Here is a 16709-nt window from a genome sequence, read left to right as displayed (position 1 = left end):
TGGGATCAGGAAAAGGCCGCCCTTGGGCGGCCTTGCTCTACAGCGAAATTATGCGCCAACCAGTTCCAGCGCGTCGTGGGCAATAACCCACTCTTCGTTGGTCGGGATAACCAGGGCTTTGGTGGAACCAGCCTTGGTGATCTCGCCACCCTTGCCGAAACGAGCCTTCAGGTTGGCGTCGTGATCGACGTCGAAGCCCAGCAGACCCAGCTTGTTCAGGGTGATTTCACGGATCGGGGCGGAGTTTTCACCGATACCACCGGTGAAGACCACGGCGTCCAGACGACCGTCCATGGCGGCGGCGTAGGCGCCGATGTACTTGGCCAGGCGATAGCAGTAAACGTCCATGGCACGCTTGGCTTCTTCTTTGCTGTCGTAGTTGTCTTCAACGAAACGGCAGTCGGAAGTCACTTCGGTCAGACCCTGCAGGCCGGACTCTTTGGTCAGCATGGTGTTGATGTCGGCCACGCTCATGCCCAGTTTGTCGTGCAGGAAGAAGATGATGGCCGGATCGATGTCACCGGAACGGGTACCCATCACCAGGCCTTCCAGCGGGGTCAGGCCCATGGAGGTATCGACGGATTTGCCGTTCTTGATGGCGCAGACGGAACCGCCGTTGCCAAGGTGGCAGTTGATGATATTCAGCTCTTCCACCGGCTTGTTCAGCTGCTTGGCGGCTTCCAGGCTGATGTAGTAGTGGCTGGTGCCGTGGGCGCCGTAGCGACGGATGCCGTTCTCTTTGTAGAGCTTGTACGGCAGGGCGTACAGGAAGGCTTCTTCCGGCATGCTCTGGTGGAAGGCGGTGTCGAACACGGCAACGTTCTTCTCGGCCAGCGCCGGGAACACGCGACGGGCTTCACGGATACCGATCAGGTGAGCCGGGTTGTGCAGCGGCGCGTACGGTACGGCGGCTTCGATGCCGGCGATGACGTCGTCGCAGATGCGCACGGAGGAGGTGAAGCGCTCACCGCCGTGTACCACACGATGGCCGATGGCGATCAGGTTCTTGGACAGCTCCGGGTTGAGCGGCAGGATCTTGTTGACGATGTAGTCCAGCGCTTCCTGGTGAGCGGCACCGGCGCCCAGATCGGCACTGCCTTTCTCACCGTTCAGTTTCCACTTGATGCGGGCGTCGTCGAGGTTGAAGCACTCGGCCAGGCCGGACAGCAGGTCATCACCGGTGGTTGCGTCAATGACAGCAAACTTCAGGGACGAGCTGCCACAGTTAAGAACAAGAACCAGCTTACTCATGAATAAATCCTATCGCAGATTGGGTTGTGTAGGAGGATGCGTTGGACGAGCCGTGCCCAAAAACTTTCAACTTATCCTTATGAGGGTTGGCAATCTGTTGCTTGCCCCTTGTATAGTGATACAAGACCCGAAATCCAGACGTCCCTGACAGCGCAACGGCAGGCCGTTGGCGCAAAAATTGGGCGTACAAAGGATAACCCGATTGTTGAAAAATAACAAAGTCATCCTCAACCTTTGTTATTGCACATCAAATATTGTCGTGGTTTTGCCGTTAATACGTTCAAAAAGAGCTCGGAGGTAGCATGAGCATGAACATTTTTGGAACTAAGTTACAGCAAGGCCGTCATTATATGACCCTTTGGCCCCGCCGTCCCGAGCTTAATTCCATGTTCCCGGAGAATCGGGTGATCAAGGCCACCGAGTTCGCCCTCAAGGTCATTCCGGCGCTGGCGGTGCTCAGCGTCATGCTGCAGTTCCAGTTCGGCGAGCTGCACTACTGGCCTTCCGTCATGACCTCGGTGCTGTTTCTGCTCAGCCTGCCGCTGCAGGGCTACTACTGGCTCGGTCAGCGCGCCGATACCCGGCTGCCGCCCTCCCTTGCCAGCTGGTATCGCGAGATCAACGGCAAGATGAACGAGCAAGGCGGTCGTCGCCAACTGGTGGCCCAGCCCAGATATGAAGAGCTGGCCGATACCCTCAACGCCGCCTTCAAGCAGCTGGACAAATCCTTCCTCTACGAGTGAGGCCTGTGGCCCATGACTCGGACCAAGGCGCCTCGCGGCGCCTTTTTCATGTCTATCAGGCTGCCAGGACCTTGCGGATCTCCTGGATGGAGAGCTTGTACTGACGGGGGCACTGGCGCCAGACCGTCAGCATGCGCTGGTACTTGTCGCGCATGGCGATGTCGCTGGAGAGCTCGTCGCACGGGCATTTGAGCTCGGGGAAGCGCTTGTCCACCTCCAGCAGGAAGCAGACGTAGTCGGCCAGCTCCCGCTCCTGGCTGCGGCTGTAGCCGTTGAACTCCAGTCGGCTGGCATTGATTTCGCCCTGATCGGCCGCTTCCAGGTTGCCCCAGGAGATGGCCAGCGCGTGGTGCAGTTCCAGGGTGTCGATCACCTCCTGGCAGGTAGCCAGATCCAGATGGCCGAAGCTCTTCTCCAGTTCGAGGATTTGCAGGCAGTAGCCGCGCTCGATGATGGTGCTGGCCCGTTGGTAAAACGCCGCCTTCTCCGGATTGAGTTTGGCCAGAATCTCGTACTGGTTGCTCAGGATCAGACGTTCGGTGTGGCTCATGTTCATGGGCTTTTCTCACTGGAAAATGAAACTGGGGCCACGTTAACCCATATATAAGATGAATTTTTTGATCTGGCAGGGGAGGTTGGCGAGATAGCGGGGCGGGAAATCAACGTCGGCCCCGGCTGGTTAATTAAATGTAACGGCTGGCGGCTTGCTTTCTGGCCCACTGGCGCAACAATAAGGGCGTCATTTGGCCTGTGCCGAAAGACCCGTCACCAAGGCATCCCATCGTGGATGCAAGCCGGCGCCTTCATGACAAACGAGAACGTCGCCGCCAGTCACTTGCCTGGCAGGCGAGCCGAAGGACCGGGCATCGTGCCACCCGCAACGCGAGGCAGGCAACGACATGCGAATAAAAAAAGGGCCTGCACTTGCAGGTCCTTTCCATGTAGGCAGTACCGGTATCTGGGGTTCAGCCCTTGAGCAGGTCGAGCACCACCTGATGGTGATCGCTGGTCTTGAACTTGTCGAAGCGATGGCTAATCTTGCCCTCTTCGTCGATGAGGAAGCTCAGCCGGTGGATACCGTCATACTCCTTGCCCATGAACTTCTTCGGGCCCCAGACGCCAAACGCATCGGCCACCGCATGATCTTCATCGGCCAGCAGGCGGAAGTTCAGGTTGTCGCGCTCCTCGAATTTTTTCAGCCGTTTGGCCGGATCCGGGCTGATGCCGAGCACCACCACATTGAGGGCGGCCAGTTCGGCGTTGACGTCGCGCAGGCCGCAAGCCTGGGTGGTGCAGCCCGGGGTCATCGCCTTGGGATAGAAGTAGACGAGCACTTTCTTGCCGCGCAGGTCGGCAAGGCGTACCAGGTTGCCGTCCTGGTCGGACAGGGAAAAATCGGGGGCCAGGCTGCCAGCGGATAAAGGTTGCATGGGATCTCCTTGGATGAGCCGTCAGGCGTGTTTGTGATTGACGATGAATTCGAACGATTCTGCGCCCAGTGCACGACAGAATCCGGCGAAGGCCGTCTGCGAGCCGGCCGCCTCACCTTGCTTGGCCAGATTGAGCTGAAAGCTGGCCTTGAGCAGGTTGAACGGCTGCTGTTCCAGGGTGATGGTCTGCATGGCCTGGATGTCCCAGCCGTGATCGCTGAAGAACTGGGTGCACTGGCTTACGATGCCCGGCTGGTCCCGGATCAGGATCTCGGCGTTGGCGCTGATGTCGTATTGCAGCGACTGGTGGCGTTCGGTGCGCTTCATCATGGTGATGAGGTCCCACTCCTGGCTGCGCAGGGGCAGGCTTATCTCGAGTTGCATCAGGCTGTTCCAGTCACCGGACAGCAGCATGATGAAGGTGAATTCATTGCCGAAGATGCCAAGACGGCTGTCGACGATGTTGCAGCCACACCCACTGACGTGGCGGGTGACCTCATTGACGATGCCAGGCCTGTCCGTGCCGATGGCCGTTACGACCAGGTAATGAGTCATAAATCTTCTCTCGTCCATTAGCGGGTTGCGAATGTGGATGCAGTGGCATAGCCCGAAGGGGCTGGCCATGGGCCACTGCCAGCGATCCTGCATGGCAACCTTGTTGAGAATCTCGTTGCAACGAGCACGGTATCGGGGTGTCACGACCAAAGTCCGGCGTGTTCCACCGCGGCTCGCGCAGTGCGGTTTTTGCCGGATGGTAACACGGCTTGCCCCTGGCCTCCCTTGTTTTTCCAAGGGGGCAGCTTTACCATAACGCCCCTGAAAATCGGGAGAAATATCCATGTTGCGCGGTAGTATTGTTGCCCTCGTTACCCCCATGCTGGCTTCAGGCGAAGTCGATTGGGCCAGTCTGGCCACTCTGGTCGACTATCATGTCAGCGCCGGGACCAGCGCCATCGTGGCGGTCGGGACCACGGGGGAGTCGGTGACCCTGAGCGAGCAGGAGCACATCGCCGTCGTGGAGAAAACCGTGGCGCTGGCCGCCGGACGCATTCCGGTCATTGCCGGCTGCGGCTCCAACAATACCGCCCATGCCATCGACCTGGCCAAGCGCTTCGCCGAAACCGGCGTGGTAGCGGGTCTCTCGGTTACCCCCTATTACAACAAACCCACCCAGGAAGGCCTCTATCGTCACTATTGTGCGATCGCCGAGGCTAGTGGTCTGCCCCAAATTCTTTATAATGTGCCCGGTCGTACCGGTTGCGATCTCAAACCGGAGACGGTAGCCCGACTGGCCAAGGTGCCCGGCATCATAGGCCTGAAAGAGGCGACCGGGGATCTGAGCCGTACGCCGCTGCTGCGCGAGCTGTGCGGCGCACAATTCGCGCTTTATAGTGGCGATGATGCCAGTGGATGTGATTTCATGCTGCAAGGCGGGGACGGAGTCATTTCGGTCACCACCAATATTGCAGCGGCCCAGATGGCCGACATGTGTCGTGCTGCGCTGGCCGGTGATGCCGGACGAGCGCACGACATCAACAATCGATTGATGCCGTTGCATCAGACTCTGTTCTGCGAACCGAGTCCTATCCCGGTGAAATGGGCCTGTGCCCAGCTGGGATTGATTGCGACGGCCACCTTGCGTCTGCCGCTCACCGACCTCACCCCCGAGGGCGAACAGGCGATGGCGCGAGCACTGATGACTGCGGAGTTGATGGCGAGTGTTTAAAGCAAATGGAAAGGGAAATGCAGTGCGCCTGGTGCTGAGTGTGGCGACCGTTGCCGTGCTGGCAGCCTGTAGCTCACCCCAGGAACGCAAGATGGCCAACCGTGGTTTCGAGTACGAGGATGCCCGCCTTGAAGGCCGTGCGTTTCTGGTGCCGGCCGGGTTGAATACCCCCGCCTTTAACAGCAGTTTCGACATTCCGGCCCTGCCCGAAAGCAGCCGTGACGGTGCGCTGGGTGCCAAGGTTGACGTGCGTCCACCCGCCCAGCTGCTGACCGTGGTACCGGGCAGCCAGGTGGTGGCCAATGCTGGCGAACCCACCATGGCCTTCTACGCCCTCAGCACCTCCCAGAGTGTGGAGCGCGATACCTGGGCCTTCCTGATGAACTTCCTCGCCCAGTACAAGGTCACCACCGAGAAGCTGGACCAGCAGGCCGGCGTGCTGCAGACCGGCTGGTTTGACAACACCAAGGCGCTCGACGGCTGGAGTGAAGAGGATGATGACTTCGTCATTCGCCAGCGCTACCAGTTCACCCTGCGCAACGATCCTCAGCGCCACGCCGTCAACATGTCGGTACGGGTACTGGATCATGAAGAGACCGTCGATGGCGAGACCAGCAAGGAGCTGACCCCGGCGGATGCCCAGCGCTACGCGACCCGGGCCCTCAACCAGTTCTCGCTCTACTACGACAAGCAGCTCAAGTCCCGCGAACAGCACAAGGCCAACGACGGCATGGGGCTGGAACTGGGTCTGGACAACAACGAGCTGAGCGCCTGGATCGTCGATGGTTCGTTTGATCAGGTGTGGCGTCGTCTCAATCAGGTGCTGCCGGCCTACGGTTTCACCATCAAGGATACCCAGCAGTCGCTGGGCTGGATCGACGTGGAGTACGACGAGCCGGGCAGCGAATTCTGGAAGGCCAAGGGCAGCGAGCCGTTCAAGCTGGACGAAGACAAGTATCGCTTCCAGCTTGGCGAGATGGCGGGGGGCAAGACCTCCATCACTCTGTTCGACAAGGACAAGAAGCCCGTGTCGTCCGGTGTCATCTCCCAGATGTACATCAGTCTGTCCGAGGCATTCGCCAAGGGTCTGGCTGACCAAGCTGCAAAAACAGAATAGAAACAGGGGCCTTGTGCCCCTGTTTTGTTATGTAAACCCCCCACAAACAGGAAGTGTTACTTACCATGAGTCTTGCAGATCAAGTATTGGCGGTGAACGACGATTTGCCGATCCGTACCGATAAACCCGTCCATTCCGGCAAGGTGCGCAGTGTCTACTGGCTGACCGCCGCAGACAGTGCCCGCCTCATCCGCGAGAAGGGTTACGACGTGCCGGCAGATGCGCCGCTCGCCATCATGGTGATAAGCGACCGGATCTCGGCCTTCGACTGCATCTGGCAGGGCGTGGACGGGCTCAACGGCGTGCCGGGCAAAGGGGCTGCGCTCAACGCCATCTCCAGCCACTGGTTCAAGCTGTTCAAGGAGAAGGGGCTGGCCGACAGCCATATCCTGGACATCCCCCATCCCTTTGTCTGGATCGTGCAAAAAGCCCGCCCCGTGATGATTGAGGCGATTGCCCGCCAGTACATCACCGGCTCCATGTGGCGTGCCTACAAGGATGGCGAGCGCGAGTTCTGCGGCATCACCCTGCCGGAAGGACTGAAGAAGGATCAGAAGCTGCCCGAGATCCTCATCACCCCCTCCACCAAGGGCGTGCTGACCGGGCTGGATGGCGTGCCGGAAGCCGACGACGTCAACGTCTCCCGTGCCGACATCGAACGCCACTATCGGGGCTTCAACTTCAGCAAGCCGGCCGACATCGACCGCTACGAAGTGCTGCTCAAGGAAGGCTTCAACGTCATCAGTGACGCGCTGGCCGAGCTGGATCAGATCTTCGTCGACACCAAGTTCGAGTTTGGCTACGTCAATGACGCTGCCGGCAACGAGAAGCTGATCTACATGGATGAAGTGGGCACCCCCGACAGCTCCCGCATCTGGGACGGCGCCGCTCTGCGCGATGGTCAGATTGTCGAGAAGTCGAAAGAGGGCTTCCGCCAGTGGCTGCTCAATCACTTCCCGGATCCGGACATCCTGCTCAACAAGCACCGCATGCCCGAGCGCTTCGCCCTGGCCCGCGACAACAAGTTGCCGACCGAGGTGATGATGGACATCTCCAACACCTATGTGGGGATTGCCGAGAAGATCATCGGTCAGCCGCTGGTACGCAGCGCCAATCCGAAGCAGGAGATCATCGAAGTGCTGCGCGCGCAGTACGGGCTGATCGACTGAGGCACACCGCCTTTTTTGTTGCCGCAAAAACAAACGTTTGCCACCAGCCAACTGCAAGTCGGCATGCTGGCAGCAATGGAACGGGCCCCATCACGGGGCCCGTTTTTGTTGCCGTGCCGGCTGGGCGGCGATCAGCCGTTGACCCTGAATACCTGGCCGGTCTGCACCCCCAGTACCGACTTCTGGTAGGCCTGCGCCACCCTGGCGGCGGGCACTGGGAGGAAGCCCGGGAAGAAGCTGGCGTATTTATCCATCGACTCCGTCAGCACGGTCGGGCTCACCACGTTGATGCGCAGACCCCGTGGCAGCTCGCAGGCCGCCGCCTTGACGAAGTGATCGATGGCGCCGTTGATGGTGGTCGCGCTCGCCCCCCAGTTGATGGGTTCCTCGCTCAGGATGCCGCTGATCAGGGTGATGGAGCCTTTGTCGTTCAGGTGGGGGATGGCGGCCCGGGTCAGGTTGATCTGGCCCATCAGCTTGCTCTCCAGTCCCACCTGCCACTGCTCGTCGGTCATCTCGGTGAGGGCGTTGAAGGCCACGCTGCCGCTTGCCACCACCAGCGCATCGAACTGGCCCAGCTTGGCGAACAGCGCCTTGATGGAGGCGGGATCGCGCATGTCGACCGTGGCGTCCCCCTGGCGGTGACCGACCCGGATCACCTGGTGGTCTTTGGCAAGCAACTCGCTGACGGCGGAGCCGACGGTGCCGGAGGCACCCACAATCACAATCTTCATCTGTTTCACTCCTGGTTGGGATGTGTTGATTCTAGCGCGATGAAAAGAGAGAAAAAGCGCGTAAAATAAACGCATTGTTTCCATATTGGAGCTAATGAATGGATATCTCCCACCTAGCCAGTTTTTACGAGGTGGTGCAAAAGGGCAGTTTCTCGGCCGCGGCCGACAGCCTGGGGGTGAGCAAGGGGATGCTGAGCCGTCACGTCAGCGCGCTGGAATCGACCCTCAATGCCCAGCTGCTGCAGCGTACCACTCGCCGACTCAGCCTCACCGAGGCGGGCCGGACCCTCTATCAGCAGGCCGGCGAGATCTTCGCGCTGGCGCGCCAGGCGGAGCAGGATATCCAGGCGCTGACCGAGGAGGATGGCGGCCGGCTGCGCTTCACCTGCCCGGTCAGTACCGGCGATCGCATGGTGAACGATCTGCTGGCCCGGTTTGCCGAGCTCTGCCCCGGCGTTCAGGTCGAACTGAACTTCACCAACGCCATGATCGACATGAGCCAGGGGGAACACGACATCGCCCTGCGCGCCATGAGCAGCATTCCCGTCAACCTGGTGGCGCTGCCGCTCGGCAGGCTCAAGGATGTGGTGGTGGCAAGCCCGGCTCTGCTGGCGCGGGAGGGGATCCCCGTTACCCCTTATGAGCTGGGCGGACGGCCCTGTCTGCTGCAGGGCCACAACCCGGCCTGGGAGCAGTGGCACTTTCGCAAGGGAGAGGAGGAGGCGCACATCCTGGTGCAGGGCAAGGTGCGGGCCAACCACTACAGTACCGTGCTGCAGCTGGCTCGGGCCGGCATGGGGTACGCCAAGTGTCCGCTGATGCTGGTGGAACCCTGGCTGGCGCAGGGAGAGCTGGTCACGGTGCTGGCGGAGTGGCAGACCGGGTTGCACCCGCTGCACGTCCTGCACGCCCAGCAGCGGCGGGTGCCGCGCAAGATCCGGCTGTTCAAGCAGGTGTTGGCCCAGTGGTTTGCCGAGCGACCCCACTACCTGCTCTGAGCCGCCGTTATTTTTCTGTCATCTTCGGCTGCTAGCCTGCGCCCATCAACGCGAACAGGAAGATGAGCGAACATGAAGAGTTATCGGTACGGGCGTGGGGTATCGCTGCTGTGGGCAGCGCTGGGCATGAAGATGGTACTGGGCAGTGCGGCGTGGGCGGCCGTCGAAGTGACGGTGCCGGCGGATTTCCAGATCCTGGCGGTGAGTGCGGGCACGCTGCACGACGAGCTGCATGCCACTCTGCCGGATGGGGAGCAGCAGTTGCTGGTGCGTTATGAAGGGGTGATCCCGAGTCGCAGCAGCAGCGAGAATGACCGCCAGTTGCGCTCCGCGCCGCAGGTGCTGCGTTATCAAGCCAGTCAGCAGCAGGTGCGGCTGGTCGCCAACTTGCCGAGCGATGAGCGGGGCATGGCGCAGTATGCCGAGTCTCCCGTCATGGGTCTGCAGGTTGGTGGCCAGAGCATTGCCAGCCAGCAGGATGCGCTGGTTACCAGCGGCATGCTGATTGGCATGGACTGGCGGGCCAAACTCGCCGAATACAACCAGAGCGGTGGCAAGGCGGCATTGAGCACGGTCGTGCCTGTCACCGCAACCGCCGCTGCGGTTGAACCGGTGGCGGCCAGCGCGCTGGAGGGGCAGCTGCAGCAACTCTTCCTCAAGGCCGACCCTGCGCTTCGCAAGCGCTTTGTCAGCTGGGCTGTGCCGCGACTTTAAGTTTGCGGCCCGTTGCAGTAACGTGGGTGCTCTCATCGTGCATCGCGCCCACCTTACGTCAACGAGGTCTTAATGTTTGAACTGCACAGCCGCCTGCAGGCAGATACCCGCCTGCTCGGCGATCTGCCCCTTTGCCGCGTCCTGCTGGCCAAGGACAGCCAGTATCCCTGGCTCATCCTGGTGCCGAGAGTGGCCAATCTGCGGGAAATTCACCACCTGGCACCGGCGCAGCAACAGCAGCTGATGGAGGAGTCCTGCGCGGTCGCCACCCTGATGGAGCAGGCGCTGCGGCCGGACAAGATCAACGTGGCGGCGCTCGGCAATCTGGTACCCCAGCTGCATCTGCATCATGTCGCCCGTTTCAGTACCGACAAGGCCTGGCCCGGTCCTATCTGGGGGGCTCATCCCTCCGTGCCCTATGAGGAAGCTGCATTGCTGGCAGAGGCGGCCAGCTGGCGTCTCAAGCTGGCCAATCTGGCCGGATTCAGCCCGCTTGGCACTGACAATTGAATCAACTGAGAGGCGGCTCGCTATTTCGAAGCCCAAGCCGCGCTATCTGTTAGAGTTATGGTATAGATAAGCCCATTTTCGATGTTCAGGAAGGTCCCATGATAGTGACAAGAGCCGACAACGATACCGTATTGACCACAGAGGACGTGCTGCTGAGCCTGTGCCATTCGGTCACGGATGTATTGAGTGCGGCAACCCAGAGTCAGGTGCGTTTCTCCGGCATGGTGCAGCGGATCAGCAAGACCTGCCTCAAGCCGGATATCGGCTGCTTCGTGTTGTTTGACGGCGGCTTCTCCGGCCTGGTGGTGATCAACTTCTCCGCCTCCGCCGCCATGGAGCTGTACGAGAGCTACATGCTCAGCATGGGGCTCTCCAAGGAAGATCTCGCCATCTCCCACACCTCGGACGAGGTGAGCAACGTCATGGGCGAGCTGATGAACCAGATCGTCGGCAGCTTCACCGTCAAGGTCGGCCGGGATCTGCAGACCCACATCACCCAGAACCAGCCGAAGATGCTGGCCCTCAACAAGCAGGTGATGCTGAGCGTCGATACCAACCTCGACAGCCCGGAGTCGCGCCGGGTCACCTTCTTCACCGCCCGCAACAACATCTTCTATCTGGAGCTGGCGATGGACAAGACCGAGTTCATCCGCATCCACAATGACGGCATGGATCAGGAGGAGCTGGATCCGGATGCCCTGATCGCCCAAACCAAGCGCGAGGCTGCCCAGCCGGCTCCGGCCGCCGCCCCGGTGGCCAACGATCACGACGATCTGCTCGACTCGCTCGGGATCTGATGACTGCACAGGAAGTTGCAAATGACGAGGCCACCCATGGGGTGGCCTCGTTTGTTGATGCGGGTCAGGTTTAGAAGTTGTAGAGCAGACCCGTGCTGAAGCGGGTGGACTGGCTGTCGTAGAAGTTGATGTCCGAGTCGGCGCTGGCATAGGCGGCGGTGAAGGTGGCGGCGAGGGCGTTGACGCCAAACAGGTTGTGCCAGAAGAAGGTGCCGTTGATGGCGAATTCGTCGGCATCGGCACGCTGGCCGAAGATGGGGTTCGCCTCGTCATACTTGCGCTTGCCGGTATAGAGGTTGCTGACGAAGGACCACTGGGGGCCGCGCTTGGCATAGGTCAGCTTCAGCCCGGTGTTCTTGAAACTCTCGGCACTGCCGTCAAGGCGGGCCTGCTTGTAGACGATGGCCGGCTCCAGCAGCTGGTTGCCGCCAAAGTGCCACTGGTAGGAGAGCTCCATGTCGTGCATCTTGCCGTTGCGATCCAGCATGTCGGCGTAGTGGGTGCCGTGGCTCTGGTCATACTGCTGGCCGCTGCGCTCCTCATCCATGTCCACCTCCCGGGTGGTCAGGTTGCCGTAGAAGTTGCTGCCCCAGATCTTGTCCCAGGCAAAACGCGCCCCTTTTGATTTCACATCGGTGGAGCTGCGATCCACCCCGGTGGCGAAGGGATCGCTCCACAGCTCGACCGGCATGACGTTGAACACCAGCGAGGTGGCGACTATGCCCTTGTCACCCATCTCCTGGCGCAGGCCGAGCTGCTGGGTGAAGTCGAAGCGCACCGCGTCCTGGATCAGGTTGCCGAGGAAGATCTGGGTACGGGTATCGGCAAAGGTGTAGCGGATATCTGCGTTGAGCAGCGGCGTCAGGCCGCTCTCGCTGTCGGGTGAACCGAGGTCATTGATGCGACTGTGGTTGTCATCGCCGGCATAGAAGTTGGACTTGTAGCTGACGGCGTTGACCCCGCCCAGCAGGAAGCCGGACCAGCCGGACTGCTTGGGGATCTCGCCCAGATCGGCGTGGGCGGCATTGGCTGCCAGCAGGCCAAGACTCAGCAGGGTGAGATTACGCATCGATGAGACTCCTGAAATATCAGTTGGTTGAATTGAACGGGCGAACATTATAGCCAGCAAGGCTTAACCCGGGCTGACCGAATTGACTCCGGCATGCTACCCCAGCGGAAGGAGGAGGTTAACCGATAATTTATCGTGCGACGGCACAAGAGTTCGGCGCGCCGTGCTGGTATTCTGTTCGGCGAATATCGGGGAGAAAACAATAAGATGAAACAAATCAAATCCTGGGCGCAATATTACGTCGACCTGATGACCAAGCTGGGACTGGTGCGCTTCAGCATGTTCCTGGCCACCGGCATCATAGTGCTGGCCGTTTCGATCCAGATGGGGGTCACCCTGTTCCTGCGCGGCACCGTGGACATCGTCGACCTGGTGCGCTCGGTCTTCTTCGGCCTGCTGGTCACTCCCTGGGCCGTCTATTTTCTCTCCATCGTGGTGGATCAGCTGGAGGACTCCCGCCAGCGACTGACCCGCATGGTGCGCAAGCTGCAGGACATGCGTGAGCGGGATCTCGAGCTCAACAGCCAGCTGCAGGAGAACATCAGCCGCCTCAACGCCCAGATCGCCGAGACCAACCGGGCCGAGACCCTGCGTCAGCAGGCCATCGAGGATCTGGAGAACGAGGTGTTCCAGCGAGAGAAGGCCCAGCTGCACCTGGGGGAGCGCACCGCCCTGTTGCGCTCCTTTATCGACTGTTCGCCGGACTTGGTTTACTACCGCAACGAAGACGAGCAGTTCTCCGGCTGCAATCGCGCCATGGAGGAGCTGACCGGCAAGGTGGAGGCGGAGCTCATCGGCTTGACCCCGTTCGATGTCTACAAGCACGACATCGCCAGCAAGGTGGTGGAGACCGACAAGCAGGTCTTTGCCCAGAACGAGCCGCTCACCTATGAGCAGTGGCTGGAGTACCCAGACGGTCGCAAGGCCTACTTCGAGCTGCGCAAGGTGCCTTTCTTCGATCGCTTCGGCAAGCGGCTCGGCCTGCTCGGTTTTGGTCGCGACATCACCGAGCGCAAGCAGTATCAGGACAAACTGGAGAAGGCGAGCCGCGACAAGACCACCTTCATCTCCACCATCAGCCATGAGCTGCGCACCCCGCTCAACGGCATCGTCGGCTTGAGCCGGATGCTGATGGATACGCCGCTCGATCCCAAGCAGCACCAGCAGCTCAAGACCATTCACCTGAGCGCGGTGACGCTCGGCAACATCTTCAATGACATCATCGATCTCGACAAGCTGGACCGGCGCCGGCTGGAAATCGCCCCGACCCCCATCGATCTGCCTGCCTTCCTCGACGAGCTGGAGACGCTGTCGCGCATCCAGGCGGAGCAGAAGGGACTCTATCTGCATTTCGACCGGGATGGCGACGTGCCGCAGTTCGTGATGGCGGACGGGACCCGGTTGCGCCAGGTGTTATGGAATCTGGTGGGCAATGCGGTCAAGTTCACCGACGAGGGGGGGGTGACGGTGCGCTGCCTCACCCACCCGGCCGACACGCCGGGCAAGCTGGCGCTGCACTTCGAGGTGGAAGACACCGGGGTCGGCATTCCCCGTGCCCAGCAGGAGAAGATCTTCGCCATGTACTATCAGGTGCAGGGCAAGAAGCACGCCACCGGCACCGGCATCGGGTTGGCGGTCTCCCGCCAGCTGGTGCAGGCGATGGGCGGCCAGCTCTACGTGGACAGTGATCCGGGCGAGGGCGCCTGCTTCACCGCCGAGCTGGAGGTGGACTGCGTCGCCGCCCAGACGCCCGCGGCCGAGCCCGAGATGCCCTGCCTCGATATCCTGCTGGTGGAGGACGTCGAGCTCAACGTGACCGTGGCCTGCGCCCTGCTCAACAAGCTGGGTCATGAGGTCAAGGTGGCGCGGGACGGCGCCCAGGCGCTGGCCATGGCCAATCCCGACGATTTTGATCTGATCCTGCTGGATATCCAGCTGCCGGACATGACCGGCTTCGATGTGGCGGAGCAACTGCTCGCCCGCTACGGCGACAGCCTGCCGCCCATGGTGGCACTCACCGCCAACGCCACCGGCGATCGCCAGTACTACCGGGATCACGGCATGCAGGATGTGATCAACAAGCCGCTCGGTTCGAAGGCGGTACGGGAGGTGATTGGCCACCTGTTTGCCGATCTGGCCGAAGATGAGGCGGACGCACAGGCGGATGCGGACAGTCAGGATACGCTGCTGGACTTGCCTTTCCTCACCGATTATGCCGATACAGTGGGCAAGCAGGTGCTGATCTCCAGCGTCGAGCTGTTCGAGAAGATGATGCCCGACTACATGGCGGTGCTCGACTCCAACATGATTGCTAGGGATCAGGCCGGCGTGGTGGAGGAGGCGCACAAGATAAAAGGGGCCGCAGGTTCCATCGGTCTGCGCCGGCTGCAGCAGCTGGCCCAGCTTATCCAGAGCCCGGATCACCCCGCCTGGTGGGAGAACGTGGAAGACTGGATCGAGTCGCTGCGCCGCGAATGTCCGGGTGACATCGCCCGCTTGAAGCGCTGGCTGCTCTCGTAGATGCGAGCCGCAGGCAAGGAGCCGCAACATGTATAGCCGTTTGATTACTCCCGAGCGCATCCATCGCTGGGGTGACGAAGATCTGCTGGAGGCGACCGAACAGGACCGCGGCCGCATCGTGCAGGCGGCGCCGGTGCGTCGGTTGCAGCAGAAGACCCAGGTCTTTCCGCTCGACGTGAAGGCATCGGTGCGCAGCCGTCTCACCCATTCGCTGGAGGTGCAGGAGACCGGCCGCCAGATCAGCCGCCGCGTTCTGGCGGCCCTGCCGGCGGGGTCGGTGTGCGAGGGGGCCTTCATCAATCTGGTGGAGATGTCCTGCCTGTTGCACGACGTCGGCAACCCGCCGTTTGGCCACTTTGGCGAGCAGGTGATGAGTCAATGGCTGGCGCAGGCGCTGGATGGGTTGTTTGCCGAGGCCCTTGGCAGCGCACCCAGTTCGCAGTGGGCAATGCTGCGCCAGGATCTGCTGGTGTTTGACGGCAATGCCCAGAGTCTGCGGCTGGTGCACAGCCTGCACGAGCTGAACCTGACCCTGGGGCAGCTGGCGGCACTGTGCAAATACCCGCAGCAACCCCTGCATGGCGGTCAACATCACGGCTGGGCCAGCAAGCGCGGCATCTTCTTCAGCGAACAACCCCTCTACCGTGCCCTCGGCCAGAGCCTGGGGTTGGCCCCCGGTTGCCGTCATCCACTGGTCTACATCATGGAGGCGGCCGACGATATCTCCTACTGCATCGCCGACCTCGAAGATGCGGTGGACCGGCGCATCCTCAGCCTGAGCGAGCTGCAACAGGCGCTGCGACTGGCCGATGACGGTGTCTACATGGCTGGCTTGCTGGCGGAGGCGACCGCCTCGGGCAGGGGCTTCTTCCCCCACTTTCGCCAGCAGCTGACCCGGGATCTGGTGGAGCTGGCCGCTCACACCTATGTGAGCGAACACCCGCAGATCCTGAGCGGCGCCTATCCCCAGGCCCTGCTGCACGGTCAGGCACCGGCGGCGCGGGTGCTCGATACCCTCAAGCAGGTCGCTCGCGATCTGGTGTTCATGCGGCCCGAGGTAGAGGCGCTGGAGCTGGAGGGTTATGCCGCCCTGCGCGGTGTGCTCTCCACCTATGCCTGCCTGCTGGCGCTGCCGGCCGCACAGTTCGAGCGGCTGCTGGCCGGGCAGGGGGGCAGCGAGCTGTTCTTCGCCCGTCGGCTGTTTCATCGGCTGTCGGCCCGTCATCTCAAGGCATACCGGCTGGCGGTGGCCAGCCGGGATCCGCGCTTCAGCGACGGGGCGGAGCAGGAGTGGTACTTCCGGGTGCGGCTGCTGCTCGACTACGTGAGCGGTATGACGGATACCTATGCGCTGGAGGAGTTCCGGCTGTTGTCCGGGATCTGAGCCGGAGCGGCATGGGTTTGCCTGTGCCTGTGCCGGATGAGTATTGATAGATGACTCACCTCCCCATATGGGGGTGAGGTTCTTGTATAAAATTCGGTCTTTTTTTAGACTGTGGCAACTTGTTCAACTTTCACTCGGTAAGGAGACGGATATGCAACATTCAATGCTAAACGTTGCGTTCGACCGCTGCATCAGCAGCGCGAAGACTCGTGCTCTTTTTCTGCCGCGTGGAGGAAACAGGTAACACCTGCTTTTTCATCACCCGCGGTTGTCCCGCAGGGTGATCTCTTCTCTCCGGGGGAACCGCACGTTCAACTGGAGAATATTATGTCTATCGAACTGAACCTGCTGCGCACCGTCGAAACCCTGGTCCAGAAACGGATTACCCGGCTGGAGCGTCGTGTCAGCTACCTGCATCTGTCGCCTGCTCTGCTCAAGGACATCGGTCTGGAAGGGCAAAATGTGCAGATCGCCCACATCCGTGAGCGGGAATATCAAACCGGCTTCCGACTCGGGAACCGAATAACCTGACAAGAGGGGGTCTTGG

At 61.1% G+C, this 16709-nt stretch carries 17 protein-coding genes; 11 read left to right on the top strand and 6 right to left on the bottom strand.

The genetic code is table 11. The annotated features are described in order from the left end of the window. Positions 1-48: 48 nt before the first annotated feature. Complete coding sequence (locus tag ACB032_RS17390) at positions 49-1251, bottom strand: acetate kinase (protein ID WP_011704831.1); 1203 nt, start codon at positions 1249-1251, stop codon at positions 49-51. Between the two features lie 302 nt (positions 1252-1553). On the opposite strand from ACB032_RS17390, the gene yfbV reads away from it, so the two are divergent. Further along, a complete protein-coding gene (gene yfbV / locus ACB032_RS17385; protein WP_011704832.1) occupies positions 1554-1994 on the top strand; it encodes a terminus macrodomain insulation protein YfbV in 441 nt (146 codons plus the stop codon). Between the two features lie 55 nt (positions 1995-2049). On the opposite strand, the gene ACB032_RS17380 is transcribed toward yfbV, so the two are convergent. The 3 genes from ACB032_RS17380 to ACB032_RS17370 all read right to left on the bottom strand — a co-directional run bounded on the left by ACB032_RS17380 (position 2050) and on the right by ACB032_RS17370 (position 3979). Further along, on the bottom strand, positions 2050-2550 hold the full coding sequence (locus tag ACB032_RS17380) for a YfbU family protein (protein ID WP_011704833.1): 501 nt from the start codon (positions 2548-2550) through the stop codon (positions 2050-2052). Positions 2551-2959: 409 nt separating this feature from the next. Further along, positions 2960-3424 (bottom strand): thioredoxin-dependent thiol peroxidase, encoded by a 465-nt coding sequence (gene bcp / locus ACB032_RS17375; RefSeq protein WP_045790563.1) that lies wholly within the window; start codon positions 3422-3424, stop codon positions 2960-2962. 21 nt (positions 3425-3445) lie between these two features. Next, positions 3446-3979: a glycine cleavage system protein R gene (locus ACB032_RS17370; RefSeq protein WP_371138426.1), complete on the bottom strand. Its 534-nt coding sequence runs from the start codon at positions 3977-3979 to the stop codon at positions 3446-3448. Between the two features lie 283 nt (positions 3980-4262). Here ACB032_RS17370 and dapA point away from each other — a divergent pair, with 283 nt between their 5' ends. From dapA to ACB032_RS17355, 3 genes are all read left to right on the top strand, one after another. Then, the gene (dapA, locus tag ACB032_RS17365) at positions 4263-5150 is read left to right on the top strand and encodes a 4-hydroxy-tetrahydrodipicolinate synthase (protein WP_371138418.1); all 888 of its coding nucleotides are present in this window, start codon (positions 4263-4265) and stop codon (positions 5148-5150) included. After that, complete coding sequence (gene bamC, locus ACB032_RS17360) at positions 5143-6267, top strand: outer membrane protein assembly factor BamC (protein WP_011704837.1); 1125 nt, start codon at positions 5143-5145, stop codon at positions 6265-6267. The genes dapA and bamC overlap by 8 nt, the downstream gene beginning before the upstream one ends. Before the next feature lie 65 nt (positions 6268-6332). Further along, complete coding sequence (locus ACB032_RS17355; RefSeq protein WP_024944314.1) at positions 6333-7436, top strand: phosphoribosylaminoimidazolesuccinocarboxamide synthase; 1104 nt, start codon at positions 6333-6335, stop codon at positions 7434-7436. A 131-nt stretch (positions 7437-7567) separates the two neighbouring features. On the opposite strand, the gene ACB032_RS17350 is transcribed toward ACB032_RS17355, so the two are convergent. Next, positions 7568-8170, bottom strand: a complete 603-nt coding sequence (locus tag ACB032_RS17350; protein WP_371138417.1) for a short chain dehydrogenase — start codon at positions 8168-8170, stop codon at positions 7568-7570. Positions 8171-8268: 98 nt separating this feature from the next. Between ACB032_RS17350 and ACB032_RS17345 the strand changes: the two genes are divergently transcribed. The 4 genes from ACB032_RS17345 to ACB032_RS17330 all read left to right on the top strand — a co-directional run bounded on the left by ACB032_RS17345 (position 8269) and on the right by ACB032_RS17330 (position 11189). Further along, positions 8269-9168, top strand: a complete 900-nt coding sequence (locus ACB032_RS17345; RefSeq protein ID WP_371138416.1) for a LysR family transcriptional regulator — start codon at positions 8269-8271, stop codon at positions 9166-9168. A 72-nt stretch (positions 9169-9240) separates the two neighbouring features. Beyond that, positions 9241-9882: a DUF2057 domain-containing protein gene (locus ACB032_RS17340; RefSeq protein WP_371138415.1), complete on the top strand. Its 642-nt coding sequence runs from the start codon at positions 9241-9243 to the stop codon at positions 9880-9882. 72 nt (positions 9883-9954) lie between these two features. Then, positions 9955-10392, top strand: coding sequence for an HIT domain-containing protein (locus tag ACB032_RS17335; protein ID WP_011704842.1), 438 nt, complete (start codon positions 9955-9957; stop codon positions 10390-10392). Between the two features lie 98 nt (positions 10393-10490). Next, positions 10491-11189 (top strand): DUF3334 family protein, encoded by a 699-nt coding sequence (locus ACB032_RS17330; protein ID WP_016349593.1) that lies wholly within the window; start codon positions 10491-10493, stop codon positions 11187-11189. Between the two features lie 70 nt (positions 11190-11259). Here the strand turns inward: ACB032_RS17330 and ACB032_RS17325 are convergent, their stop codons facing one another. Beyond that, positions 11260-12258, bottom strand: coding sequence for a DUF2860 family protein (locus ACB032_RS17325; protein WP_024944318.1), 999 nt, complete (start codon positions 12256-12258; stop codon positions 11260-11262). A 207-nt stretch (positions 12259-12465) separates the two neighbouring features. Here ACB032_RS17325 and arcB point away from each other — a divergent pair, with 207 nt between their 5' ends. The 3 genes from arcB (at position 12466) to ACB032_RS17310 (ending at position 16693) form a co-directional block, all read left to right on the top strand. Continuing rightward, positions 12466-14778 (top strand): aerobic respiration two-component sensor histidine kinase ArcB, encoded by a 2313-nt coding sequence (gene arcB / locus ACB032_RS17320; protein WP_371138414.1) that lies wholly within the window; start codon positions 12466-12468, stop codon positions 14776-14778. Between the two features lie 28 nt (positions 14779-14806). Next, complete coding sequence (gene dgt, locus ACB032_RS17315) at positions 14807-16162, top strand: dGTPase (RefSeq protein ID WP_371138413.1); 1356 nt, start codon at positions 14807-14809, stop codon at positions 16160-16162. Between the two features lie 327 nt (positions 16163-16489). Continuing rightward, positions 16490-16693, top strand: coding sequence for a hypothetical protein (locus ACB032_RS17310; RefSeq protein WP_219281731.1), 204 nt, complete (start codon positions 16490-16492; stop codon positions 16691-16693). Positions 16694-16709: the final 16 nt, after the last annotated feature.

Origin of the sequence: Aeromonas sp. S5(2024) (genome assembly GCF_041403025.1) — a bacterium.
Taxonomy (GTDB): domain Bacteria; phylum Pseudomonadota; class Gammaproteobacteria; order Enterobacterales; family Aeromonadaceae; genus Aeromonas; species Aeromonas hydrophila.
Note: the sequence above shows the minus strand (reverse complement) of the source record. Positions and strands in the feature narration are given on the sequence as shown.